This is a genomic window from Ralstonia insidiosa (genome assembly GCF_008801405.1).
Lineage (GTDB): Bacteria > Pseudomonadota > Gammaproteobacteria > Burkholderiales > Burkholderiaceae > Ralstonia > Ralstonia insidiosa.
This window is the reverse complement of sequence record NZ_VZPV01000001.1, coordinates 1,956,685-1,977,383: the sequence shown is the minus strand read 5'-3', so window position 1 is coordinate 1,977,383 and position 20,699 is coordinate 1,956,685. Positions and strand designations below refer to the sequence as shown.

Below are 20,699 nucleotides of genomic sequence, written 5' to 3'. Positions count from 1 at the left end.
TGTAGGCGCGTGTTCATGCGGGCTCCTTGCTCGGTTGTTCTGCGGCGATGGTGCTGACCAATCGACCGATGCCTTCGATTTCGGTGACGACCTCGTCGCCGGGTTGCGTATCGGCCAAACCCTCGGGCGTGCCGGTCAGGATCATGTCGCCAGCGCTCAGCGTCATGAAGCTGGAGAACCATGCGATCAGCGCCGGGATGTCGAAGATCATGTCGCGCGTGCTGCCTTCCTGCGTGACACGGCCGTTGACGGTGGTGCGCAGGGCGAGGTTCATCGGATCGGGCACGTCATCGCGATCCACCAGCCACGGGCCAATGGGCGTGCAGGTGTCGCGGCTCTTCACGCGCAGATTCGGGCGATAGTAGTTTTCGAGGTAATCGCGGATGGCGTAGTCGTTGGCCACCGTGTAACCAGCGACAACCTCATAGGCACGTTCCCGCGGCACATTGCGCGCAGTCTTGCCGATCACCACCACCAGTTCGCACTCGTAGTGCATGAAGGCCACACCCGCCGGGCGCACGGTGTGGGCGCGGTGGCCGATCAGCGTGTTCGGCCCTTTCAGGAAGGCGAGCGGCTCCTCCGGTGCCTTGAAGGCGAGTTCCTTGGCATGGTCGGCATAGTTCAAGCCCAGCGCGAAGATCGTGCGCGGCTCAACCGGTGGCAACCAGATCACTTCGTTTTCATGCAGCACGCTGCCATCGGCAAGCTGCAAGCGAGTGTCGTCGCCAGGTACGGCGGTGGCCTCATGGATCGCCCCATCATAGGCAATGCGTGCGCGCTTCATTGCGAGGCCTCCCGCGCGCGCCTAACCAGCCGCGTCGTCAGTGTGCCAATGTGGGCAATGTCGATATCGATGCGGTCGCCGGCACGGGCCAGCGGCGGGTTCTCGGGCATGCCGACAAGCAGCACGTCACCGGCATCGAGCGTCATGAAGGCCGTCACGTCCGCCAGCAGTTGCGCGATCGGACGCACCAGCGTTGCGGTAGAAGCGCGTTGCCTGATCTCGCCGTTGATGCGCACGGTGATATCCAGTGCGTCCGCATTGGGCACATCGTTTCGATCAACCACCCACGGGCCGATCGGGCAGAAACCATCACGACACTTGTGACGGATTGCCGGGCGGTAGTAGCTGGCATGCGGCACCGTCAGGTCGTTGACGATGGTGTAGCCGGCAATGAATGCGTGGGCCTGCGCGGCGCTCACACGTGTGGCGGTGTGGCCAATCGCCACGCCCAGGCAGGCGCCTGCCCAGACCGCGTCAACATCGGCCGGCAGAACCACATCACGACTGTGCCCAACGTGCGTGTTGGCCGGCTTGAGATACAGGATGGGGGCTTTGGGTGGCGCCTGATATGGCGGCGCGGAGAGTGCATCACCCAACGCCGCCAGTTCGCCACGGTAGTTCAGCAACGCGCCGACAACCGTGCCGCCAACCGGTGGCAGCCAGTGCTGCGCGGCGCCCGCTTCAGCATCTCCAGGTGCCGTTGCCCAGGCGATTTCGCTCGCCCGACCATCCGGCAATGCCACTCTGCCTCGCCGCATCCCTGTCTCCTTGGCTTCGGGTCAGCGTCAACGCTGCCCATATAATTAACATGTTAATCATCTAATCAGATGACGGCTCTGTCAAGTCGGGAAACACTGGAACATCGGCAATGAAAAAGCCGGTCACGCGGACCGGCTTTTTCAGAACGGTGGACGTGTGTCCACCATGCGGGCATATCGGACGCGCCGATGCCTGCGGAGGCAATCGACCACGCTCAAGCCACGGCGACGTGCACGCGCTTGACCACAACCGGTTGCGGTAAATCAGTCAACCCTTGAGATCGCTGCACGCCATCTGCGATGAGCACGCGCGCGGCATCCTGGATCCGATCCTGGCCGGCCTCAAAGGCCGCTTGAAGCGACAACACCTGATCACCTTCCAGGCCTTCCCACAGGGCCTCGCGCGTTGCCACGCAAGTCACCTTTTCGCCGTCGACCAATGCGTCGAACAGCAGGCCTTCGTTGTTGATGTCGTACGCCTCTTTCTTTTCGAACTTGATTTCCATCGTCAAAGCCCTCCGATTGCAATGGACAACAACGCACACGCCGTTGCGTGGAAACCGTGCGGGGGGGCCGGCACGATTCCGTCAAACAATGTGTCTGACCGCGAGATTCATTTTAACCACAGCTTGCGCTGCGCGTGCGAACCACATCGCCAAAGCCAGCGAACCCAAACAAGGGCGCTAGCTCGCCATCCCAGGCTGCATCAGGGCTCGCACACCCATCGCCATAGTTATGCTTTTTTGTCAGGACCGCGAGCGCCACCCGACTAAGCAAAGCGGGAGCCACATGCAAAGCCCGTGCCGACATGCAGGCCAGGAAACCATCATGCGCATCCAACCACACTGTTTGCGACACTTTCGTGTCAGCGCAACACTGACATTGCTAGTACTGACAAGCGCCGCGCGCCCAGCGCCAGCCGCGGATTGCGCCGCGCTGCACGTTCAGAGCCCACCGCACACGGTTGCGGTTGTTGAACTCTATACATCCGAGGGTTGTAATAGTTGCCCGCCGGCTGACCGCTGGCTGAGCCGCACACCGGCCGATACGCAGCATTGGATTCCCCTTGCGCTGCATGTGGACTACTGGGACGGTCTCGGCTGGAAAGACAGCTTCGGCCGCGCGGCCTTCTCTGAGCGGCAACGTGCGCTGGGCGATGCCACGCGCGCGCCAACAATCTACACGCCAGAGGTCTTCGTCTCTGGCCGCGAGTTGCGCCGTTGGGCAGATCGCGCCGACTTCTCTCGCGCCATTGCGGCACGCAACGCACAGCCTGCCACGGCGGATATTGCACTCGATGCCACTGCAACGAACACGCCGCGTGCGGCACTGCAAACCCGCGCGCGCTTCACGTTGCGGCCGAGCGCAGCCAACGACTCCCACCCAACTGTCGCGTGGATTGCACTGACGCAAAACAACCTGGTGAGCCACCCAAGTGGCGGTGAGAACGGCGGCGTGGAACTACGCCACGACCATGTCGTAAGGGAATGGATCGGGCCAATCCGATTGACTGGCGCGAGCACGCAATGGCAGGGCGACATTCCCCTGCCCGCCAATGCGCACCCGACCGATGTGAGTGTGGTCGCCTTGATCGAGCGGCTACGCGACGCGGAAATCCTGCAAGCGGTTTCCTCGCCGCTATGCCGCTGAGCGACCAGGCGATCAGCGTGCCGTTTCCGAGGCCGGAGCGGCGCCTTGCTGCGGCGTGTGCAGCAGCGAGCGGCGGCGTGCATAGCCGAAGTACACCAGCAGGCCGATCACCACCCAAACCACAAAGGCGATCCAGGTAACGGCCTGCAGATGACTCATCAGGAACAGGCACATGCCGATGGCCAGCAGCGGTACCACCGGCACGCCTGGGCAGCGGAAGCCGCGATGCAGGTCCGGACGCGTACGGCGCAGCACCAGCACGGCAACCGCGATGAGCGAGAACGCTGCCAGCGTGCCGATGTTGATCAGCTCGGCCAGCACGTTCAGCGGCACGAATGCGGCGATCACCGCGAACACGATGCCGACCACCCACGTATTCAGGAACGGCGTTGCGTAGCGCGGGTGGATGTGCGACAGGCGCTTGGGCAGCAGACCGTCACGCGACATGGCGAAGATGATGCGGGTCTGGCCGTAAGCCATCACCAGGATCACCGTGGTCATGCCGATGATGGCGCCCAGGTCAACAAAGCCCGCGACCCAGCTTTCACCGGCCATCTGCAGCGCCAGCGACACCGGGTGGTCAACGCCTGCAAACTTCGTGAACGGCACGATACCGGTCATGATGGCGGCCACCACCACGTAGAGGATCGTGCAGACCGCCAGTGAGCCGATGATGCCGATCGGCAGGTCGCGCTTGGGGTTGCGCACCTCTTCCGCCGCAGAGGTCACTGCGTCGAAGCCGATGAAGGCAAAAAACACGATGGCTGCAGCACCGAACACGCCCTCCATGCCGAACGGCATGAACGGTTGCCAGTTGGCCGGCTGCACGTGGCGCACGCCCACGAAGATGAACAGCAGCACCACCGTCACCTTGATCACCACCATGACGTTGTTGGCACGCGCCGATTCACGCACGCCAAACGACAGCACTGTGGTGACAAGCAGCATGATCACGAGCGCAGGCAGGTTGAACAGCGTCTGCACCCCCGGGATTGCGCCCGGTGCCGCCGTCAGCGCCACCGGCAAATGCAAGCCGAAGCCCGACAACAGCGATTGGAAGTAGCCGGACCAGCCGACCGACACGGCGGAAGTCGCTAGCCCATATTCGAGCATCAGATCCCAGCCGATGATCCAGGCAACCAGCTCGCCCATCGTTGCGTAAGCGTACGTGTAGATCGAGCCAGATACAGGGATGGTCGAGGCGAACTCGGCGTAGCACAGCGCGGCAAACCCGCAAGCCAGCGCCGCAACGATGAACGACAACGTGAGTGCGGGACCAGCGGTCAGTGCGCCTGTGCCCGTGAGCACGAAGATGCCGGTGCCGATGATGGCGCCGACGCCCAGGAAGGTCAGGTCCAGGGGCCCGAGGACTTTCTTCAGGCCGGTATTGCTGTGGCCCGTGCGGATCATGTGATCCACGTTTTTGGTACGGAACAAACTCATTGACTGCGTCTCCTGTCTGCGTGCCTCCGTGGGTACGGATGCACTGTCGCGCACGTGTGGCGCGCGGCGGCGGATTTTTGCAAAAAGCGGGCATTTTACCCGCTGGCGACGTCCGCCCCTTCACATCGCGGTGATGCAGACAAGAAAATAGGACAATTCGTACCCGACTGACGTGCGTCACAACAACTCACGACAATTGAGGCTCACTCAACCGTGTCGGCGTCTTCTGTGAATAGCGTCTGTTGACGCGCGTGTGCATCGGACTCATACAAGCGCACGCCCACCCCCAGCAGCCGCACGGGAATCTGCCGCCGCTCGAAGCCCTGCGTCAGCAACTTCGCGAACACCGGCAACGACACTTTCGGGTGGATGCACTCGACCGTGGTCCCGCGAAAATCCGCAAAGCGCAGCTTGACGTAGGTCTTGTGGATCATGCCGGCAGCGCGGGCTCGCTCAACGCGCGCGGCAAGCTGCTCGACGAGGATGATCAGCTCACGCTGGCAATCATCGAGCGTGCGCAGGTCCGTGGCGTACGTTTCTTCCACGCTGACGGACTTGCGGATCTGCGAGGGTTGCACCTGCCGGTGATCGATGCCGCGGCAGAGGTCATGCAGCCGAAAACCAAACACGCCGAAATGCTGTTGCAACCGGTCGGTGCCCCAACTGCGCAGATCCCCACACGTTTCAGCGCCCAGCCGGCGCAGCTTGGCGGCCGTCACCTTGCCCACGCCAAACAGACGCTCCACAGGCAGTTCGGCTACAAAGGCATCCACCTGTTCCGGCCGCACCACGAACAGGCCGTCGGGCTTCTTCCAATCACTCGCGATCTTGGCGATGAACTTGTTGGGAGCCACCCCGGCTGACACCGTGATACCAATCTCTTCACGCACGCGGCGGCGGATGTCCTCTGCGATGCGCGTGCCACTGCCGGCAAGCATCGGGCTGTCGCTCACGTCGAGGTAGGCCTCGTCCAGCGAGAGCGGCTCAACCAGTGGCGTGTAGCTGTGATAGATGGCGAAGATCTGGCGCGCGACCTGGCGGTACTTGTCCATGGACGGCGGCACGATCAGCAAGTCCGGACAACGCTTGACGGCCTGCGACATGGGCATCGCGGAGTGGATGCCGAACTTGCGCGCTTCGTAGTTGCAGGTGGCCACCACACCGCGCCGCTCGGGCCGCCCGCCAACGGCCAGCGGCTCGCCGACCAGGCGCGGGTCATCGCGCATCTCGATGGCGGCGTAGAAGCAGTCGCAGTCGCAGTGGATGATCTTTCGCACGGCAGGAGGCCGTCAGGACGGGCTACAACAAGCCGCGTCAGATGCGGGCTTGCACGTTCAGGAGGAACGCAAGCGTACCAGCTTCCGCCGGGTGCGCACCGAATGCGCACGCTCGGCGGCGCAACAATGCATTTCGCCGATACCGCAGCGCAGCATCGGCGAATGATGGGGCGGGAAGCGCGGCTTAACGGTTGATGTCGCGTGCCACGGCACCCAGCTCGTCGTTCAGCGCACGCTGCTCGTCGCCGGACAGGCCGCCATTGTGCTGGCTGGCCATGTCGTTGGTTTCCTGGCGGATGCGGCGCAGGCGATCACGCAGGCCGTCGCCGCGGTACGGATCGATATAGCCCTGCGACTGGCGCACGTCGACGCGATGGAATTCCTCGGCGATGCGGCCCTGCACTTGGTCAAAGCGGGCGCGCGGATCAACCGGTGCCGGAGCCGGCGCGGGTTCGTGCACCACCACCGTGCGAGTTTGCTGCGGCGGGGCCACCACACAGCCGGCCATGGAAGCCGCCAGCACAGCACACAGGGTCAGACGCGGAAGAATCGACATGATTAGGCTCGTATTGTCGTTGTAGAGATGCGCAAGTCGCGCGAGGACTGACGCTATCTTACGAACCGCTTTGCGTAAAGCTGTGACGATTGGTAACAACACATCACAGCCACAACACCTCCGGTGGCTCGACCGGCGGCGGGGTTTCATCGGGCGACGGCAAATCAGGAGGAATACCCGGCGGCGATGGCTCGTCAGGGGGCGGAACAGTGTGTGCGGGATGCATCAGGCTGCGCGCGCGGCCCGCCCAATTGACTGACGGATTGGCGTAACGGCTGGCGGACATGGTTTCCCTCCGGGCAAAACGCATTGACAATCTAGTACGCGAACCCCACACCAACAAGTCACCCTACCCGACCACGCATGTTCGACCTGCCCACTGCCCGCTTCCAAGACCGCACGCTAGTCCGCATTGGTGATGTTGACGGCCCGAGCGCGAAAGGCTCCATGCTGCTGCTTGCTCCGGAAGCTGGCGGCCGGCTCGTGCGCTGGCGCCATCTCGGTGAAGAGATCCTGTTCTGGCCAGAGCATGCGGACTGGTCCAATCCGGCCAAGGTACGTGGCGGCAACCCGCTGCTGTTTCCCTTCATCGGCCGGCACTTTGTCGACGGCGAGATCGGCCAGTGGCGCGACGCACGCGGGCAACGACATGCCCTGCCGCAACACGGCTTTGCACGAGACCTGCCGTTTGAGGTGGAAGACGCGAGCGACACGCACATCGTCATGCTGCTGCGTGACGGCCCGCAAACGCGCGAAGGCTATCCGTTCGCACTCGAATTTCGCATCACGTATCGACTGCTGATTGACGGGCTGGAGGCAACGTTCTCGGTCAAGCACCTCGACAAAGGCGATATCCAGGCGCCGATGCCGTTTTACGCCGGCCACCATTTCTATTTCGCGCTGCCGCATGCGCTGCGCAGTGCGGCTGAGCTGTCGATGCCGCCATCGCGGCTTTCACGCCAATTGGCCGATGGCAGCCTCGATATGCAGGAACCTGGACAGACCACCTACCACCTCGACGACCCGGCACTGCAGGATCGCTATCACCTGCTTGACGCCGCCGGCGCGGCCACGCTCATCATTCCGCCGCACGCAGATGCGCCACTCGGCCGCCGTATCCACATCGAGGTGGATGGCGCGCCGGCACTCTGGCACGCCATCACCTCCTGGACGGAAAACGCCACGTCCGACTTCTACTGCGTTGAGCCCTGGATGGGCCTACCCAACGCCATCCACCACGGCGAAGGCCTGCACCTGCTCGCCCCTGGCGAAACACGCCAGGCCACCTGCCGGTTGCGAATCACGCGCTAGCCAGCGCGCTCGGGTCTCTCAGACCTTCTCGTACGCTTGCACCGCGTCCATCACGCGCGCCGAGTACACCAGCGCTGCACCGGCATTGAGCGAAATCGCCACGCTCAGCGCATCGGCAATCTCTTCATGCGTGGCGCCGTGCTTGAGCGCTTCAGCAGTGTGCACGGTGATACAGCCATCGCAGCGCGTCGTCACCGCCACGGCCAGGGCAATCAGTTCACGCGTCTTGGCATCCAGGCTGCCGGTCTTCGCGCCCGACAGCGTTTGATAGCCCTTGACGGTATCCGGCGTGATCTTGCCGATCTCGCCAATGCGCCCCAGCAATTCCTTCCGATACTCAACCCAGTTCAGCATGATGTGCTCCCGGTGGTGTGGCGCTGGCCCGATGCCTGCGCCGTTGGAAAGAGTATTGTCTTTGCGCTCGATCCGTTGAATACTCGATTCAAGCAATTTTTATCGAGATCGTCTCAATGGATGCGCTCAGCCAATTCATTCAGTTGACCCGCCCGCAGGCCAGTCTTGATTTGCGCTGCCTGTTCCAAGGCCCCTTCTCGATCCCGCATGATCCTGAGCCGGAGGGTCAGGTGATCTTCCACCTGGTGCTGGCTGGCACATGTTTGGTGGAAACCAGCGGCCGCACACTCGCCCTGCGCGAAGGTGATTTCATCCTGTTTCCGCGCGGCCACGCACATACCATCCATGACCCGGCAAGCGCAGCCAACGCGCCCGTGCGCAGACCGCGCGCCTCGCATGACGGCATGCTCCCGCTGCAACGAACCGGCCGTGGCGCCGCTGAAGTCGACCTGCTGTGCGGCCGCTTCGTGCACGAGCGTGGCTCGACCACGCTGCTGGTGCGCACGCTGCCCGACCCGCTGCATGTGTCCTTGAGTGATAGTGCGTCGTTTCCAGCGCTGCAAGCCGTCATTGGCATGATGCGCAGCGAGGCTGAAACGCGCGCCCCCGGTGCGCTGGCGATCGTCACATCGTTGAGCCAGACCCTGCTGACGCTTGCGCTGCGCGTCTACGGCCAGCGCGAGAACGCCGGCCCAGGGACGCTCACATTGCTATCGGACACACGTCTGAGCGTGTCCGTGCAAGCCATGCTCACCGCGCCCGAACAGGCATGGACCATTGATGCGCTGGCAGACCTGGCAGCCATGTCACGCGCCACCTATGCGCGCCACTTCAAGGCACGCGCCGGCATGACCGTATGGGATTTCCTAACGCGCGTGCGCATGGCCCTGGCTTGCGATGCGTTGATGCATACGCGGCTGAGCGTGGGTGAGATCAGCACGAACGTTGGCTATCAATCCGAAGCGGCGTTCGGCAAGGCGTTCAAGCAGCAGTTGGGAATAACGCCGGCGCGGTATCGGCGGGCGACCGCTGGGCCCGAGCGCGAAGCGATCTCATCCTGAGCCAGATCCCTTAGTCGGAGCGGTTCTGGGCACGATCAGCAAGCGAGCTTGGATTACCCCAGCCGTTTTCGAACAGCAGTTCATGGAGTGGCTGTCGCGCTGCCCACCGTTGCTGCTCCAGCATCGGCTGGTCGTAGAACTGATCCACATAGCCCAGGCACAGCACTGCGACCGGTTTGGCGCCCGGCGGCAGATGAAGCAGCTCGGCCAACTGCTCCGGATCGAATAAGGACACCCACCCCATACCGACCCCTTCAGCCCGGGCGGCGAGCCACATATTTTGGATCGCGCAGGCAACCGAAGCGAGATCCATCTCCGGCAGCGTGCGGCGGCCAAAAACATGCCGCTCGCGGTCGTCCATCAGCGCCGCCACCAGGACGTCTCCGCATTCCAGAATGCCCTCCACCTTGAGCCGCATGAAATCATCCTGCCGCTCGCCCAGTGCAGCGGCAGTCTGCTGACGCTCGGCTTCAACCAGTGCGTGCACACTGGTCCGCAGGTCTCGATCTGTGACGTGGATGAAGCGCCAGGGCTGCATGAAGCCGACGCTGGGGCCAAGGTGTGCGGCCTCTAACAGGCGTGTCAGCAGCGCCGCATCGAGTGGGTCGGGCCGGAAATGGCGCATGTCTCGCCGCTCGCGGATCACCCGATAGACGGCGTCGACTTCACCGTCGCTATACCGAAATTGGCTCATGGCCTGAACCCGCGCGCATGCGCGGGTGATATCCCCGTAGAAAGCAAAAAGGACTTACGGCTCATCACCGTAAGTCCTTCGATATTTCTGGTCGGGGCGAGAGGATTTGAACCTCCGACCACCTGCACCCCATGCAGGTACGCTACCAGGCTGCGCTACGCCCCGAACAAGCATGAAAGTATAACAGAGCCGCTACGCAGATGACTAGTGGGTACCGCGCTCGCTTACCGTTTATCGCTGCGCAGAATCTCCAGCACCGATTGCAACGCATGACGCAAGCCCAGCACATCGACGGGGCCACTTACGACAGCTGGCGCCGGCGCCACGGTCTGCACGTGTGGCACGTCGACTTCCTCTACCGACGCGACGCTCACACCATGTCGCAGCTCATCAAGCCGATTGCGCGCGCCGTTGATCGTGAAACCCTGCTCGTACAGCAGCTCGCGAATGCGCCGAATCAGCAGCACTTCATGATGCTGGTAGTAGCGACGATTGCCGCGCCGCTTGACGGGCTTGAGTTGCGTGAACTCCTGCTCCCAATAGCGCAGCACGTGCGGCTTGACGGCGCACAGATCGCTCACCTCACCAATGGTGAAGTAGCGCTTGGCAGGAATCGGCGGCAGGTTGACCCGCTCCGTGTGTTTATCGGCAGCCATGAAGGGCAGGCGAAAAGATCCGGATTGTCGAAACGGCTGGAACTACAGAATCACACGGCTGAATTACGCAACGTCCGCAGACATCGGCTCGACGCGCTCTTCAACGAGCGCCTTGAGCTTCTGGCTGGCGTGGAACGTCACGACACGGCGCGCCGTGATGGGGATGATCTCTCCGGTCTTTGGATTGCGCCCCGGGCGCTGCGGCTTGTCGCGCAACTGGAAGTTGCCGAAGCCGGACAGCTTGACGCTGTCACCTTGCTCGAGCGCCTCGCGAATCACGTCGAAAAACGCCTCGACCATATCCTTCGATTCACGCTTGTTCAGGCCGACCTGCTCGAACAACATCTCGGCAAGCTCAGCCTTGGTGAGCGTCGGCACATCTTGGCCGCGCGCGTCACGCGCGTCAGCCTGTGCTGCCGAAGAAGAACCGAGCGAGTCGTCCAAAGATGCCACCAGTGCGGGCGCGTGTTGATCGTTCATAGGATTCGCTTGGGCGTTGATCGATCCGAATGCGGAGGTTCGTTCGAGCTGTCTCTAGCGCAGTGCGGACGTCTGAGACGTCAGGCACGCAGGCGCGCGCCGAATGCATCGCTGGCCGCTCGAATCAGTTGCTGTGTGGCGGCCTCGACAATGTCGTCCTGGAGGGTGCTGTCAGTATCTTGCAACGTAATTCTGAAGGCAAGGCTTTTCTCCTGCGCCCCAATCGCCGCCGTAGCGGCCTTCGGACGGAACTCATCGAACAGCACAACACCCTGCAGATAGCGTTGCCACGGCGTGCCGACAGCCGTTTTCTCGAACGTATCCACGAGGTCTTGCACCGCCACGTCTTGGCGTACGACCAACGCAATGTCGCGCGTCACGGCCGGCACGCGCGGCACTTCACGATACGTTGGCAGGCCGATGGCGGTGATCGCATCGAGCTCCAGCTCCCACACGACTGGTGCGGTCGGCAGGTCGTACTTCTGCAGCCAACGCGGATGCAGCTCACCGATCCAGCCGATGGCACGACCGTTCAGCACCACACGGGCGGAGCGGCCCGGATGCAGCGCGGGATGCTCTGCGCGCTCGAAACGCGCCTGCAGCGGCCACAGCAGCGACTCCACATCGCCCTTCACATCGAAGAAATCAACCGGGCGCGTCTGCACACCCCACTGCTCTTCCTTGGACGGGCCATAGGCGATGCCGCCGACCATCATCGGCTGCGCGTAACCCGCAATCGACAGACCACCATCCGCGACGCTCGCATCGCGGTGGAACACGCGGCCCACTTCGAACATGCGCACGCGCGAAGCCTTGCGATTCAGGTTGTAGCGCACCTTGTCGAGCAGGCCGCCGATGAGCGTGCTGCGCATCACCGAGTACTGGCTGGCAATCGGGTTCAGTAACGGAATCGGGTTGGTGTTGCCGGCAAAGTCGGCTTCCCATTCGGTTTCGACGAAGGCGAAGTTGACGACTTCGTGATAGTCGCGTGCGGCCACGGCGTGACGCACGTCGTGCATGGTGCGGCGTGCTTCGTTGGTCGGGCGCATCGCGTTTTCGGCGACCGGCGGCTTGGCCGGAATCTGCTCGAAACCGTAGATACGGGCGACCTCTTCGATCAGGTCTTCCTCGATTTCGAGGTCGAAACGGTACGACGGCGGCTCAACGATGAACACATCGCCGTCCACACTGAACGTGAGACCGAGGCGCTTGAACACATCGGCCACGACTTCGTGCGACAGCTCAATGCCGAGCACACGCGCCGCACGCGCGACACGCATGCGCACCGGTTCGCGCTTGGGCAGGTTGACGATCTGGTCATCGATCGGGCCAGCCTTGCCACCGCAGATATCGAGGATCAGCGCGCTGATGCGCTCGATGTGTTCAACGGTGGTCGCATAATCGACGCCGCGCTCGAAGCGATGGCCAGCGTCGGTCGAGAAGTTGTAGCGGCGCCCGCGGCCCTGGATGGCTTCCGGCCACCAGAATGCAGCTTCGACGTAGATGTTCTGCGTGTCGAGCGTGACGGCAGTCTTGTCGCCACCCATGATGCCGGCCAGGCTTTCGATGGCCTGCTCGTCCGAGATCACGCCGACCTTCTCATCGACAGTGATGGTGTCGCCATTGAGCAGCTTCAGCTCTTCGCCGGCCTTGCCCCAACGCACCGTCAGGCCGCCGTGGATCTTGTCCAGATCGAACACGTGCGACGGACGGCCCAGCTCCAGCATCACGTAGTTGGAGATATCAACCAGCGCCGACACGCTGCGCATGCCAGCGCGCTCGATACGCGAGACCATCCACGCCGGCGTCTTCGCGTGCGCGTTCACGCCGCGAATGATGCGGCCCGAGAAGCGACCACACAGATCCGGCGCTTCCACCTTGACCGGCAGCTTGTCGGCCAGCGTCACGGCCACGGGGGCCATCAACGGCACGGTGATCGGTGCGCCCGTCAGCGCAGACACTTCGCGTGCCACACCGTGGATCGACAGGCAATCCGCCTTGTTGGGCGTGAGCTTGATCACGAAGATCTGGTCGTCCAGATCCAGCACCTTGCGGATGTCCTCACCCACCGGCGTGTCTTCCGGCAGGATCAGCAGGCCGCCATGGTCCTCCGACAGCTTCAGCTCGCGCGCCGAGCACAGCATGCCGTAGCTCTCCACGCCGCGCAGCTTGCCGATCTTGATCTTGAACGGCTTGCCGTCTTCGCCCGGCGGCAACTCGGCGCCCACCATCGCGCACGGCACCTTGATGCCGACCGACACGTTCGGCGCGCCGCAGACGATCTGCAGCAACTCGCCCGTACCCGCGTCCACCTTGCAGACGTTCAGGCGATCAGCGTCCGGGTGCTTGTTCACCTCGACCACGTGGCCGACGACGATATTCGTGAACGGCGGTGCGACGGGGTCGACCTCTTCCACCTCGAGGCCGGCCATCGTCAGGCGATGGGAGAGCTCATCCGTGGTGATCGGCGGATTGACGAAACTGCGAAGCCAGGATTCCGGAAATTGCATGGCGCGACAGAAAAGAGAATTCGATTAACGGGGCGACGGGTGGTTAGTGCGAGCGCAGCGCTTACGCAAACTGGCGCAGGAAACGCACATCGCCCTCGAAGAACAGGCGCAGATCGTTGATGCCATAGCGCAGCATCGTCAGGCGCTCCAGGCCGGAGCCGAACGCAAAGCCGATGTAGCGCTCCGGGTCCAGACCCATGTTGCGCACCACGGTCGGGTGCACCTGGCCAGAACCGGAAATCTCCAGCCATTTGCCGTTGCCGAACGCCATGTCGATCTCGGCCGACGGCTCGGTGAACGGGAAATACGACGGGCGGAAGCGCACCTGGATGTCGTCGCGCTCGAAGAAGTTGCGCAGGAAATCGGTGTACACGCCCTTCAGGTCGGCAAAGCTGATGTTGTCGGCAATCCAGAGGCCTTCGACCTGGTGGAACATCGGCGAGTGTGTTGCATCGCTATCGACGCGGTACGTGCGGCCGGGGGCGATGACCTTGATCGGGGGAATGCGGTCGAGGTGCTTGTACTTCTCGACGTGCATGCGGGCGTAGCGCACCTGCATCGGGCTGGTGTGCGTGCGCAGCAGCAAGAGCTTATCTTCGCTATCGCGGCCGTCGATGTAGAAGGTGTCCTGCATCGAACGCGCCGGATGGTTGTCCGGATTGTTCAGCGCCGTGAAGTTCATCCAGTCGGACTCGATTTCGGGGCCGTCGGCCACATCGAAACCAATCGAGCCGAAGATCTTGGCGACGCGCTCCCAGGTGTTCATCACCGGGTGCAGGCTGCCTTCGGCCACGTCGCGGCCGGGCAGCGTCACGTCGATCGCTTCGGCGGCCAGGCGCGCGTTCATGAGCGCATCGGCCAGTGCCTGACGGCGGGCGGTCAGGGCTTCTTCAACGCGGCTCTTGGCCTGGTTGATACGCGCGCCTTCCGTCTTGCGCGTCTCCGGATCGAGCTTACCGAGGCCCTTGAGCAAGTCGGTCAGTACGCCGGACTTGCCGAGAAAGCGTGCTTTCTCGTTTTCCAGCGAGGCGTTGTCCTCCACAGAGGCAAACGCGTTTTGGGCATCGACGACGACTTGGTCCAGATCCAGTGACATGGGAAGGCGAGCGAAAAGAATTCGGGTGATTCGGAACTGCAGAATAAAAAACGGGGCTCGGTGAGAGCCCCGTCAGGGTGATCAGCCGGCAAACTTACTGGGCAATTCCAGCAGCCTGCCCGGCTAATCCATCAGGCGACGTTGGCTTTCACCTGGTTCACGATGGCGGCAAAAGCCACCTTGTCGTGAATGGCCATGTCCGACAGCACCTTGCGGTCCAGTTCGATGGACGCCTTCTTCAGGCCGTTCATGAACTTGCTGTACGTCAGACCATGCTCGCGTGCGCCGGCGTTGATACGTGCAATCCAGAGTGCGCGGAATACGCGCTTCTTGTTGCGACGATCGCGGTAAGCGTACTGACCAGCACGCATGACCGCCTGCTTGGCGATGCGATAGACGTTATTGCGACGGCCGCGGTAACCCTTGGCTGCGCTGATAACCTTCTTATGACGGGCCCGCGCTGTGACCCCACGTTTTACTCGAGGCATGAAATGCTCCTTTCGTAGTTAGTTAGGGTTAGGCGTACGGCATCATTGCGCGAACGGACTTCAGGTTCGTCTCATGGACGCCCTCGGTACCGCGCAGGTGACGCTTGTTCTTGGTGGTCTTCTTGGTCAGGATGTGACGCTTGAAGGCTTGGCCACGTTTGATCGTGCCACCAGGACGGGCAGTAAAGCGCTTGGAGGCGCTTTTCTTCGTCTTCATCTTCGGCATGGAACAACTCCGTTTTTGACATGAAGCCAGGTGGACGGCTAGCGCCGACACTTGCATGACCCGGACTCACTTGTTGTATCGCGGCCAGTTTTGACACCCGCCGCGTTTTCCGACGTTTCCGTCTGGAACCTGCTCAGTGCAGCCGGAATCGTCCGGCCACCACTGCGTTACTTTTTCTTCTTGGGTGCCAACATCATGACAGCCTGGCGACCTTCCATCTTGGGCATCTGCTCAACCTGGCCGTATTCCTCCAGGTCAGACTTGATACGCTCCAGCACGCGCATACCGAGTTCCTGGTGAGCCATTTCGCGGCCACGGAAACGCAGTGTGATCTTGGCGCGGTCCCCTTCTTCCAGGAAGCGCTTCAGATTGCGCAGCTTAACGTCATAGTCGCCGTCATCGGTACCAGGGCGGAATTTGACTTCCTTCACCTGGATGACCTTCTGCTTCAGCTTGGCTTCGTGAGCCTTCTTTTGCTCCGAATACCTGAACTTGCCATAGTCCATCAGGCGGCAGACGGGCGGCTGCGCAGTCGGCGCGATCTCGACCAAGTCGACGTCTTTCTCTTCTGCCAGACGCAGTGCGTCGAACAGCTTGACGATGCCGAGCGCTTCTCCCTCAACCCCCGTCAGCCGGACTTCCGGCGCGGTGATTTCGCGGTTGAGGCGGTGAGAAGATTTATCAGTAGCGATGTTGATGTCCTCAAAGATTCAAAAAAACAGGCCGTGCCCAGCTCATGACTTGTTGGCGAGATCGTTCTGCAGTCGCTCAACGAACGCCGACAGCGGCATGGAGCCTAGATCGACGTTGCCACGGGCACGCACGGCCACCTGATTTTCATCCCGCTCTTTGTCGCCCACCACAATCTGGTAAGGGACCTTCTGCACGGAATGCTCGCGGATTTTATACCCAATTTTCTCATTCCGCAAATCGACAACCGCCCTAAATCCTTGTTTTTGCAGGGATTGCGCAACGGATTGTGCGTATTCGGCATGCGAATCGGTGATGCTGAGCACCGCAATCTGTACCGACGAAAGCCACGTCGGCAGCGCACCGGCATATTGCTCGATCAAGATACCGATGAATCGCTCAAGGCTGCCCACGATGGCCCGGTGCAGCATGATGGGGCGATGGCGCGCGCCATCTTCGCCGACAAACTCGGCGTCCAAGCGCTCCGGCAGGTTCGGGTCGACCTGGATCGTGCCGCACTGCCACTGGCGACCAAGTGCATCTTTCAGCACGTATTCGATCTTCGGGCCATAGAACGCACCCTCGCCGGGCAGATACTCGAATTCGCAGCCGGAGGCACGCAAGCCGTCTGCCAAGGCAGCTTCGGCGCGGTCCCAGCTTTCCTCAGTGCCGATGCGCTTTTCCGGGCGCGTCGACAACTTGTACAGAATCTCGGTAAAGCCGAAATCCTTGTAGACCTTCTGCAGCAGCGTCGTGAACGCCGTCACTTCGGCCTGGATCATGTCTTCGGTACAGAAGATGTGGCCATCGTCCTGCGTAAAGCCGCGCACGCGCATGATGCCGTGCAAACCGCCCGAAGGCTCGTTGCGGTGGCAGGCGCCAAACTCGCCGAAACGCAGCGGCAGATCGCGGTAGCTCTTGATGCCCTGCTTGTAGATGAGGATGTGGCCAGGGCAGTTCATCGGCTTGAGCGCGTACTCGCGCTTTTCCGATTCCGTGATGAACATGTTCTCGCGATACTTGTCCCAGTGGCCGGTCTTCTCCCACAGCGACTTGTCGAGAATCTGCGGCCCCTTCACTTCTTGGTAGCCGTTTTCACGGTACACGCGGCGCATGTACTGCTCGATCTCTTGCCACAGCGTCCAGCCCTTGGGGTGCCAGAACACCATACCCGGGGCCGTTTCGTCGATGTGGAACAGGTCGAGCTCGCGACCCAGCTTGCGGTGGTCGCGCTTTTCGGCCTCTTCCAGCATGCGCAGGTAGGCTTCCTGATCTTCTTTCTTGGCCCAGGCCGTGCCGTAGATGCGCTGGAGCATCTCGTTGTTGTGATCGCCACGCCAGTAGGCGCCCGCGACCTTCATCAGCTTGAAGACCTTGAGCTTGCCCGTGGATGGCACGTGCGGGCCGCGGCACAGATCGACGAAATTGCCTTCACGGTACAGGCCGATCTCCTGGTCCTCCGGAATGGAGGCAATGATCTCGGCCTTGTACTTCTCGCCCATGCTTTGGAACAGCTTGACGGCCTCGTCACGGTTCCAGACTTCACGCGTGACCTTCTCGTCTTTCTTGGCGAGCTCGGTCATCTTCTTTTCGATGGCGACGAGGTCTTCCGGCGTGAAGGGACGCTTGTAGGCGAAGTCGTAGTAGAAGCCGTTGTCGATGACTGGGCCGATCGTGACCTGCGCTTCCGGATACAGCTCCTTGACGGCGTAGGCCAGCAAGTGGGCCGTCGAGTGGCGGATCACGTCGACGCCGTCGGCGTCCTTGTCGGTGATGATGGCGAGCTTGGCGTCGCGGTCGATCGTGTAGCTCGTGTCAACCATCTGGCCGTCCACGCGGCCGGCCAGTGCGGCCTTGGCCAGACCTGCGCCGATACTCTGCGCCACTTCAGCCACAGTTACCGGGCCGGGAAACTCGCGCCGGGAACCGTCCGGCAACGTGATTGCGATCATGCTTGCTCCTGTGGAGTCACCGTCGCGCTTGTCGTCCACGCGAAGGCTGTCATTCTGTCGTGCGCCACACCAAGCCGGTGCGGCAGATTGTCGAATCGATGCTTCGAAGCGCTTTCAGCCTGATCGCCACGTATGACATAAAAACGCGGACGAAAAAAAACGCGGCCAAGGCCGCGTTTTCTTTTGCGCTGACTACCGCTTGGGCAGAGCACAAAGGGCGAAAACCGCACCTTGACTACTGTCGCTCCGAAGCGGTTGTAGTTCGCGGTGCTTGAATCATGTTTTGCCCTTCACTTCAGTTGTACGGGACAAACCCGAGGGATGACGGCTTGGACATCCTACCCGACGCGTCCTGCTAAATGCGTTGGTAGGCTCGATTGGACTCGAACCAACGACCCCCACCATGTCAAGGTGGTGCTCTAACCAGCTGAGCTACGAGCCTGCCGAAGAACAAGACTATACCGTCACTTGCGCTTGGCTGTCAACACCCCTTGCACTTCTTCTATCAAAGTCAGTGCGCGCTGCAGTTGTGTCGCCTCCGCCACCTCGGCAGTGAACTGCATTTTGGCAACGCCCTTGCTCGACAGCGTACGCACACCAGTCACGTTGATCTTCTCGCGCGAGAGGATTTCCGAGATGTCGCGCAGCAGCCCCTGACGGTCCAGCGCTTCGACCTGGATGTCGATTGGATAGACTGAGTCACTGCGTTGACCCCACTCCGTCTGGATCACGCGACCCGGCGCGCGGCCAGCCAGCTGCTGGAATGTCGCGCAACTTTGCCGATGGATCGACACCCCACGTCCGCGCGTAACGAAACCGACGATCGGGTCCGGTGGCGCCGGCTTGCAGCAACGCGACATCTGCGTAAGCAGTGAATCAACGCCCACCACCAGCACGCCGCTCTTGGCGCCACGGGCCACACTGGTCGCTTTGCTCTTCTTGGTGATCAGCGCCTCGTCGTCAACCGGCACGGGTGGCGGCGCACCATCCGAGCGCAGCACCGCCTCGATGCGGCGCAGGCTCAGCTCATCCTTGGCGACCACAGCGTACAGATCGTCCGGCGTCTTGTAGCCGAGCTTGGCCGCCAGCTCCTCCAGATTGACGGCGGTCTTGCCCTCACGCTGCAGCGTCTTGTCGATGAGCGCGCGGCCCTGGGCGAGCGTCTCTTCCAGCTCCATCGCGTTGAACCACGCACGCACTTTCGTGCGCGCACGAGGGCTGACCAGATAGTGCAACTCGGTGTTCAGCCAGTCGCGCGACGGGCCGCCGTGCTTGACGGTCACGATCTCCACCGTCTGCCCGTTCTTCAGCGGCGTGTTCAACGGCACCATCGTGCCGTCGACGCGCGCGCCGCGGCAGCGATGCCCGAGATCGCTGTGCAGGTGGTAGGCGAAGTCGACCGGCGTCGCGCCTTGCGGCAACGCGATCACGCGTGCCTGCGGCGTCAGCACGTAGATATGGTCATCGAGCTCGGTGTGCTTGAGCTGCTCCCAGGGCGAATCTTCGTGCGCGACGGTGTGTTCGGCGTCGTCCTTCCAGGCGAGAAGTTGACGCAGCCAGGCGATCTTCTCGTCGTAGCGCTCGCTGGCGGAGAACTGGCCGGCATAGCCCTTGCTGCCCGCTTCCTTGTAGCGCCAGTGTGCGGCCACACCGTACTCGGCAAAGTGGTGCATCTCGCGCGTGCGGATCTGCACCTCCAGCGCGCGGCCGTCGTCGCCGATCACCACCGTGTGGAGCGACATGTAGCCGTTGGCCTTCGGGCGGGAGATGTAGTCGTCGAACTCTTTCGGGATCGGCTGCCACATGTGGTGCACGAAACCGAGCACCGTGTAGCAATCCTTGATGTCGTCGACGATCACGCGGAAGGCGCGCACGTCATACAGATCGGCAAAGTCGAGCTCCTTGCCGCGCATCTTTTTCCAGATGCTGTAGATGTGCTTGGGGCGGCCGCTCACCTCGGCCTGGATGCCGGCGTCGTGCAGCGTCTTCTGCAACTGCGCGATGGCCTCGCCGATGAATTTTTCACGCTCGATGCGCTTTTCGTCGAGCAGGCGGGCGATGCGCTTGTACGTGTCGGGGTCTTCGAAGCGGAAGCCGAGATCTTCCAGCTCCCACTTGAGTTGCCAGATGCCAAGGCGGTTGGCGAGCGGCGCGTAGATGTCGAGCGTCTCACGCGCCATACCCTCGGGCGCGGGACGCTTGCTTTGCGCCAGCCAGCGCAGCGATTGCAACCGTGACGCCAACCGGATCAGCACCACACGAATGTCCTGCGCGAACGCAAGCAGCATCTTGCGCAGCGCTTCGACCTGGGCGCGGCGCGCCTCGGCTTCGTTCTTGCGCGTGATACCGGCATCCGTCGGACTCACCAAGCCAGCAATCGCGCCGATGCGCAGCAACTGCCGCACGTCGTGCACGAGTTTGACCACCTCGGGGCCGAAGGCGGGTTCGAGCGCCTTTTCGTTGTCCATCGCCAACGTGGGCAACAGGAACAGCGCGGCCGCCTGCAGCGACGGGGTATCAACGCGCAGCCCTTCGAGGATGGCGATCGTGCCGCGCGCGTGCGACTCCAGCGACTCGCCCGTCAGCGTGACGTTATCGCCGGCATTGGCGGCGAGGTATTCGATCGCCCTAGCGACCTGCTCTGCCGCGGGTGTTGCCAACTTGCCAGCCCCCTCGGCTGGCCGGTCGGTCTTGTTCTCCATGATGCGTCCTG

The 20,699-nt window shown here is 62.3% G+C and carries 20 protein-coding genes and 2 tRNA genes; 3 read left to right on the top strand and 19 right to left on the bottom strand.

Annotated features, from left to right (window positions below; genetic code table 11):
- Positions 1 to 13: 13 nt before the first annotated feature.
- From F7R11_RS09475 to F7R11_RS09465, 3 genes are all read right to left on the bottom strand, one after another.
- Entirely contained in the window at positions 14 to 784 is a 771-nt protein-coding gene (locus F7R11_RS09475; RefSeq protein ID WP_064802859.1) for a fumarylacetoacetate hydrolase family protein, read from the bottom strand.
- Positions 781 to 1,542, bottom strand: a complete 762-nt coding sequence (locus F7R11_RS09470; protein WP_064802857.1) for a fumarylacetoacetate hydrolase family protein — start codon at positions 1,540 to 1,542, stop codon at positions 781 to 783. The genes F7R11_RS09475 and F7R11_RS09470 overlap by 4 nt, the downstream gene beginning before the upstream one ends.
- A 215-nt stretch (positions 1,543 to 1,757) precedes the next feature.
- Entirely contained in the window at positions 1,758 to 2,048 is a 291-nt protein-coding gene (locus tag F7R11_RS09465) for a DUF1488 family protein (protein ID WP_021194665.1), read from the bottom strand.
- Between the two features lie 322 nt (positions 2,049 to 2,370).
- Between F7R11_RS09465 and F7R11_RS09460 the strand changes: the two genes are divergently transcribed.
- Positions 2,371 to 3,192 carry a DUF1223 domain-containing protein gene (locus tag F7R11_RS09460; protein WP_064802855.1) on the top strand — a complete coding sequence of 274 codons (822 nt, stop codon included), beginning with the start codon at positions 2,371 to 2,373 and terminating at the stop codon, positions 3,190 to 3,192.
- 12 nt (positions 3,193 to 3,204) lie between these two features.
- Here the strand turns inward: F7R11_RS09460 and bcaP are convergent, their stop codons facing one another.
- From bcaP to F7R11_RS09445, 3 genes are all read right to left on the bottom strand, one after another.
- The gene (bcaP, locus tag F7R11_RS09455) at positions 3,205 to 4,635 is read right to left on the bottom strand and encodes a branched-chain amino acid transporter BcaP (protein WP_064802853.1); all 1,431 of its coding nucleotides are present in this window, start codon (positions 4,633 to 4,635) and stop codon (positions 3,205 to 3,207) included.
- A gap of 203 nt (positions 4,636 to 4,838) precedes the next feature.
- Positions 4,839 to 5,912 carry a DNA polymerase IV gene (gene dinB, locus F7R11_RS09450; protein WP_064802851.1) on the bottom strand — a complete coding sequence of 358 codons (1,074 nt, stop codon included), beginning with the start codon at positions 5,910 to 5,912 and terminating at the stop codon, positions 4,839 to 4,841.
- 184 nt (positions 5,913 to 6,096) lie between these two features.
- On the bottom strand, positions 6,097 to 6,468 hold the full coding sequence (locus F7R11_RS09445) for a hypothetical protein (protein ID WP_021194670.1): 372 nt from the start codon (positions 6,466 to 6,468) through the stop codon (positions 6,097 to 6,099).
- A 363-nt stretch (positions 6,469 to 6,831) separates the two neighbouring features.
- Between F7R11_RS09445 and F7R11_RS09435 the strand changes: the two genes are divergently transcribed.
- Positions 6,832 to 7,779, top strand: coding sequence for an aldose epimerase family protein (locus tag F7R11_RS09435; RefSeq protein ID WP_064802847.1), 948 nt, complete (start codon positions 6,832 to 6,834; stop codon positions 7,777 to 7,779).
- Positions 7,780 to 7,797: 18 nt separating this feature from the next.
- On the opposite strand, the gene F7R11_RS09430 is transcribed toward F7R11_RS09435, so the two are convergent.
- Entirely contained in the window at positions 7,798 to 8,133 is a 336-nt protein-coding gene (locus F7R11_RS09430; RefSeq protein WP_064802845.1) for a carboxymuconolactone decarboxylase family protein, read from the bottom strand.
- 116 nt (positions 8,134 to 8,249) lie between these two features.
- On the opposite strand from F7R11_RS09430, the gene F7R11_RS09425 reads away from it, so the two are divergent.
- Positions 8,250 to 9,194: a cupin domain-containing protein gene (locus F7R11_RS09425; protein ID WP_064802843.1), complete on the top strand. Its 945-nt coding sequence runs from the start codon at positions 8,250 to 8,252 to the stop codon at positions 9,192 to 9,194.
- Between the two features lie 10 nt (positions 9,195 to 9,204).
- Here the strand turns inward: F7R11_RS09425 and bluB are convergent, their stop codons facing one another.
- The 12 genes from bluB to F7R11_RS09365 form a co-directional block, all read right to left on the bottom strand.
- Positions 9,205 to 9,888 (bottom strand): 5,6-dimethylbenzimidazole synthase, encoded by a 684-nt coding sequence (bluB, locus tag F7R11_RS09420; protein ID WP_064802841.1) that lies wholly within the window; start codon positions 9,886 to 9,888, stop codon positions 9,205 to 9,207.
- 88 nt (positions 9,889 to 9,976) lie between these two features.
- Positions 9,977 to 10,053, bottom strand: a tRNA-Pro gene (locus F7R11_RS09415).
- Positions 10,054 to 10,112: 59 nt separating this feature from the next.
- A complete protein-coding gene (locus tag F7R11_RS09410; RefSeq protein ID WP_064802839.1) occupies positions 10,113 to 10,544 on the bottom strand; it encodes a MerR family transcriptional regulator in 432 nt (143 codons plus the stop codon).
- Between the two features lie 63 nt (positions 10,545 to 10,607).
- Positions 10,608 to 11,024 (bottom strand): integration host factor subunit alpha, encoded by a 417-nt coding sequence (locus F7R11_RS09405; protein WP_064802836.1) that lies wholly within the window; start codon positions 11,022 to 11,024, stop codon positions 10,608 to 10,610.
- Positions 11,025 to 11,104: 80 nt separating this feature from the next.
- Complete coding sequence (gene pheT / locus F7R11_RS09400; RefSeq protein WP_064802833.1) at positions 11,105 to 13,534, bottom strand: phenylalanine--tRNA ligase subunit beta; 2,430 nt, start codon at positions 13,532 to 13,534, stop codon at positions 11,105 to 11,107.
- A gap of 61 nt (positions 13,535 to 13,595) precedes the next feature.
- Entirely contained in the window at positions 13,596 to 14,624 is a 1,029-nt protein-coding gene (pheS, locus tag F7R11_RS09395) for a phenylalanine--tRNA ligase subunit alpha (protein ID WP_024541701.1), read from the bottom strand.
- Between the two features lie 137 nt (positions 14,625 to 14,761).
- Positions 14,762 to 15,118, bottom strand: coding sequence for a 50S ribosomal protein L20 (gene rplT / locus F7R11_RS09390; protein WP_012762124.1), 357 nt, complete (start codon positions 15,116 to 15,118; stop codon positions 14,762 to 14,764).
- Positions 15,119 to 15,146: 28 nt separating this feature from the next.
- The gene (gene rpmI / locus F7R11_RS09385) at positions 15,147 to 15,344 is read right to left on the bottom strand and encodes a 50S ribosomal protein L35 (protein WP_004636003.1); all 198 of its coding nucleotides are present in this window, start codon (positions 15,342 to 15,344) and stop codon (positions 15,147 to 15,149) included.
- Between the two features lie 167 nt (positions 15,345 to 15,511).
- Positions 15,512 to 16,036 (bottom strand): translation initiation factor IF-3, encoded by a 525-nt coding sequence (gene infC / locus F7R11_RS09380; protein ID WP_374754741.1) that lies wholly within the window; start codon positions 16,034 to 16,036, stop codon positions 15,512 to 15,514.
- Positions 16,037 to 16,078: 42 nt separating this feature from the next.
- On the bottom strand, positions 16,079 to 17,986 hold the full coding sequence (gene thrS, locus F7R11_RS09375; protein WP_064802831.1) for a threonine--tRNA ligase: 1,908 nt from the start codon (positions 17,984 to 17,986) through the stop codon (positions 16,079 to 16,081).
- 365 nt (positions 17,987 to 18,351) lie between these two features.
- A tRNA-Val gene (locus F7R11_RS09370) sits at positions 18,352 to 18,428 on the bottom strand.
- Positions 18,429 to 18,450: 22 nt separating this feature from the next.
- The gene (locus F7R11_RS09365) at positions 18,451 to 20,688 is read right to left on the bottom strand and encodes a RelA/SpoT family protein (protein WP_064802829.1); all 2,238 of its coding nucleotides are present in this window, start codon (positions 20,686 to 20,688) and stop codon (positions 18,451 to 18,453) included.
- Positions 20,689 to 20,699: the final 11 nt, after the last annotated feature.

Excerpts from the sequence above, each read along its gene's own strand:
- F7R11_RS09475 (WP_064802859.1), bottom strand. The coding sequence starts at position 784 with ATGAAGCGCGCACGCATTGCCTATGATGGGGCGATCCATGAGGCCACC.
- F7R11_RS09470 (WP_064802857.1), bottom strand. The coding sequence starts at position 1,542 with ATGCGGCGAGGCAGAGTGGCATTGCCGGATGGTCGGGCGAGCGAAATC.
- F7R11_RS09465 (WP_021194665.1), bottom strand. The coding sequence starts at position 2,048 with ATGGAAATCAAGTTCGAAAAGAAAGAGGCGTACGACATCAACAACGAA.
- F7R11_RS09460 (WP_064802855.1), top strand. The coding sequence starts at position 2,371 with ATGCGCATCCAACCACACTGTTTGCGACACTTTCGTGTCAGCGCAACA.
- bcaP (WP_064802853.1), bottom strand. The coding sequence starts at position 4,635 with ATGAGTTTGTTCCGTACCAAAAACGTGGATCACATGATCCGCACGGGC.
- F7R11_RS09445 (WP_021194670.1), bottom strand. The coding sequence starts at position 6,468 with ATGTCGATTCTTCCGCGTCTGACCCTGTGTGCTGTGCTGGCGGCTTCC.
- F7R11_RS09435 (WP_064802847.1), top strand. The coding sequence starts at position 6,832 with ATGTTCGACCTGCCCACTGCCCGCTTCCAAGACCGCACGCTAGTCCGC.
- F7R11_RS09430 (WP_064802845.1), bottom strand. The coding sequence starts at position 8,133 with ATGCTGAACTGGGTTGAGTATCGGAAGGAATTGCTGGGGCGCATTGGC.
- F7R11_RS09425 (WP_064802843.1), top strand. The coding sequence starts at position 8,250 with ATGGATGCGCTCAGCCAATTCATTCAGTTGACCCGCCCGCAGGCCAGT.
- bluB (WP_064802841.1), bottom strand. The coding sequence starts at position 9,888 with ATGAGCCAATTTCGGTATAGCGACGGTGAAGTCGACGCCGTCTATCGG.
- F7R11_RS09410 (WP_064802839.1), bottom strand. The coding sequence starts at position 10,544 with ATGGCTGCCGATAAACACACGGAGCGGGTCAACCTGCCGCCGATTCCT.
- F7R11_RS09405 (WP_064802836.1), bottom strand. The coding sequence starts at position 11,024 with ATGAACGATCAACACGCGCCCGCACTGGTGGCATCTTTGGACGACTCG.
- pheT (WP_064802833.1), bottom strand. The coding sequence starts at position 13,534 with ATGCAATTTCCGGAATCCTGGCTTCGCAGTTTCGTCAATCCGCCGATC.
- rplT (WP_012762124.1), bottom strand. The coding sequence starts at position 15,118 with ATGCCTCGAGTAAAACGTGGGGTCACAGCGCGGGCCCGTCATAAGAAG.
- rpmI (WP_004636003.1), bottom strand. The coding sequence starts at position 15,344 with ATGCCGAAGATGAAGACGAAGAAAAGCGCCTCCAAGCGCTTTACTGCC.
- thrS (WP_064802831.1), bottom strand. The coding sequence starts at position 17,986 with ATGATCGCAATCACGTTGCCGGACGGTTCCCGGCGCGAGTTTCCCGGC.
- F7R11_RS09365 (WP_064802829.1), bottom strand. The coding sequence starts at position 20,688 with ATGGAGAACAAGACCGACCGGCCAGCCGAGGGGGCTGGCAAGTTGGCA.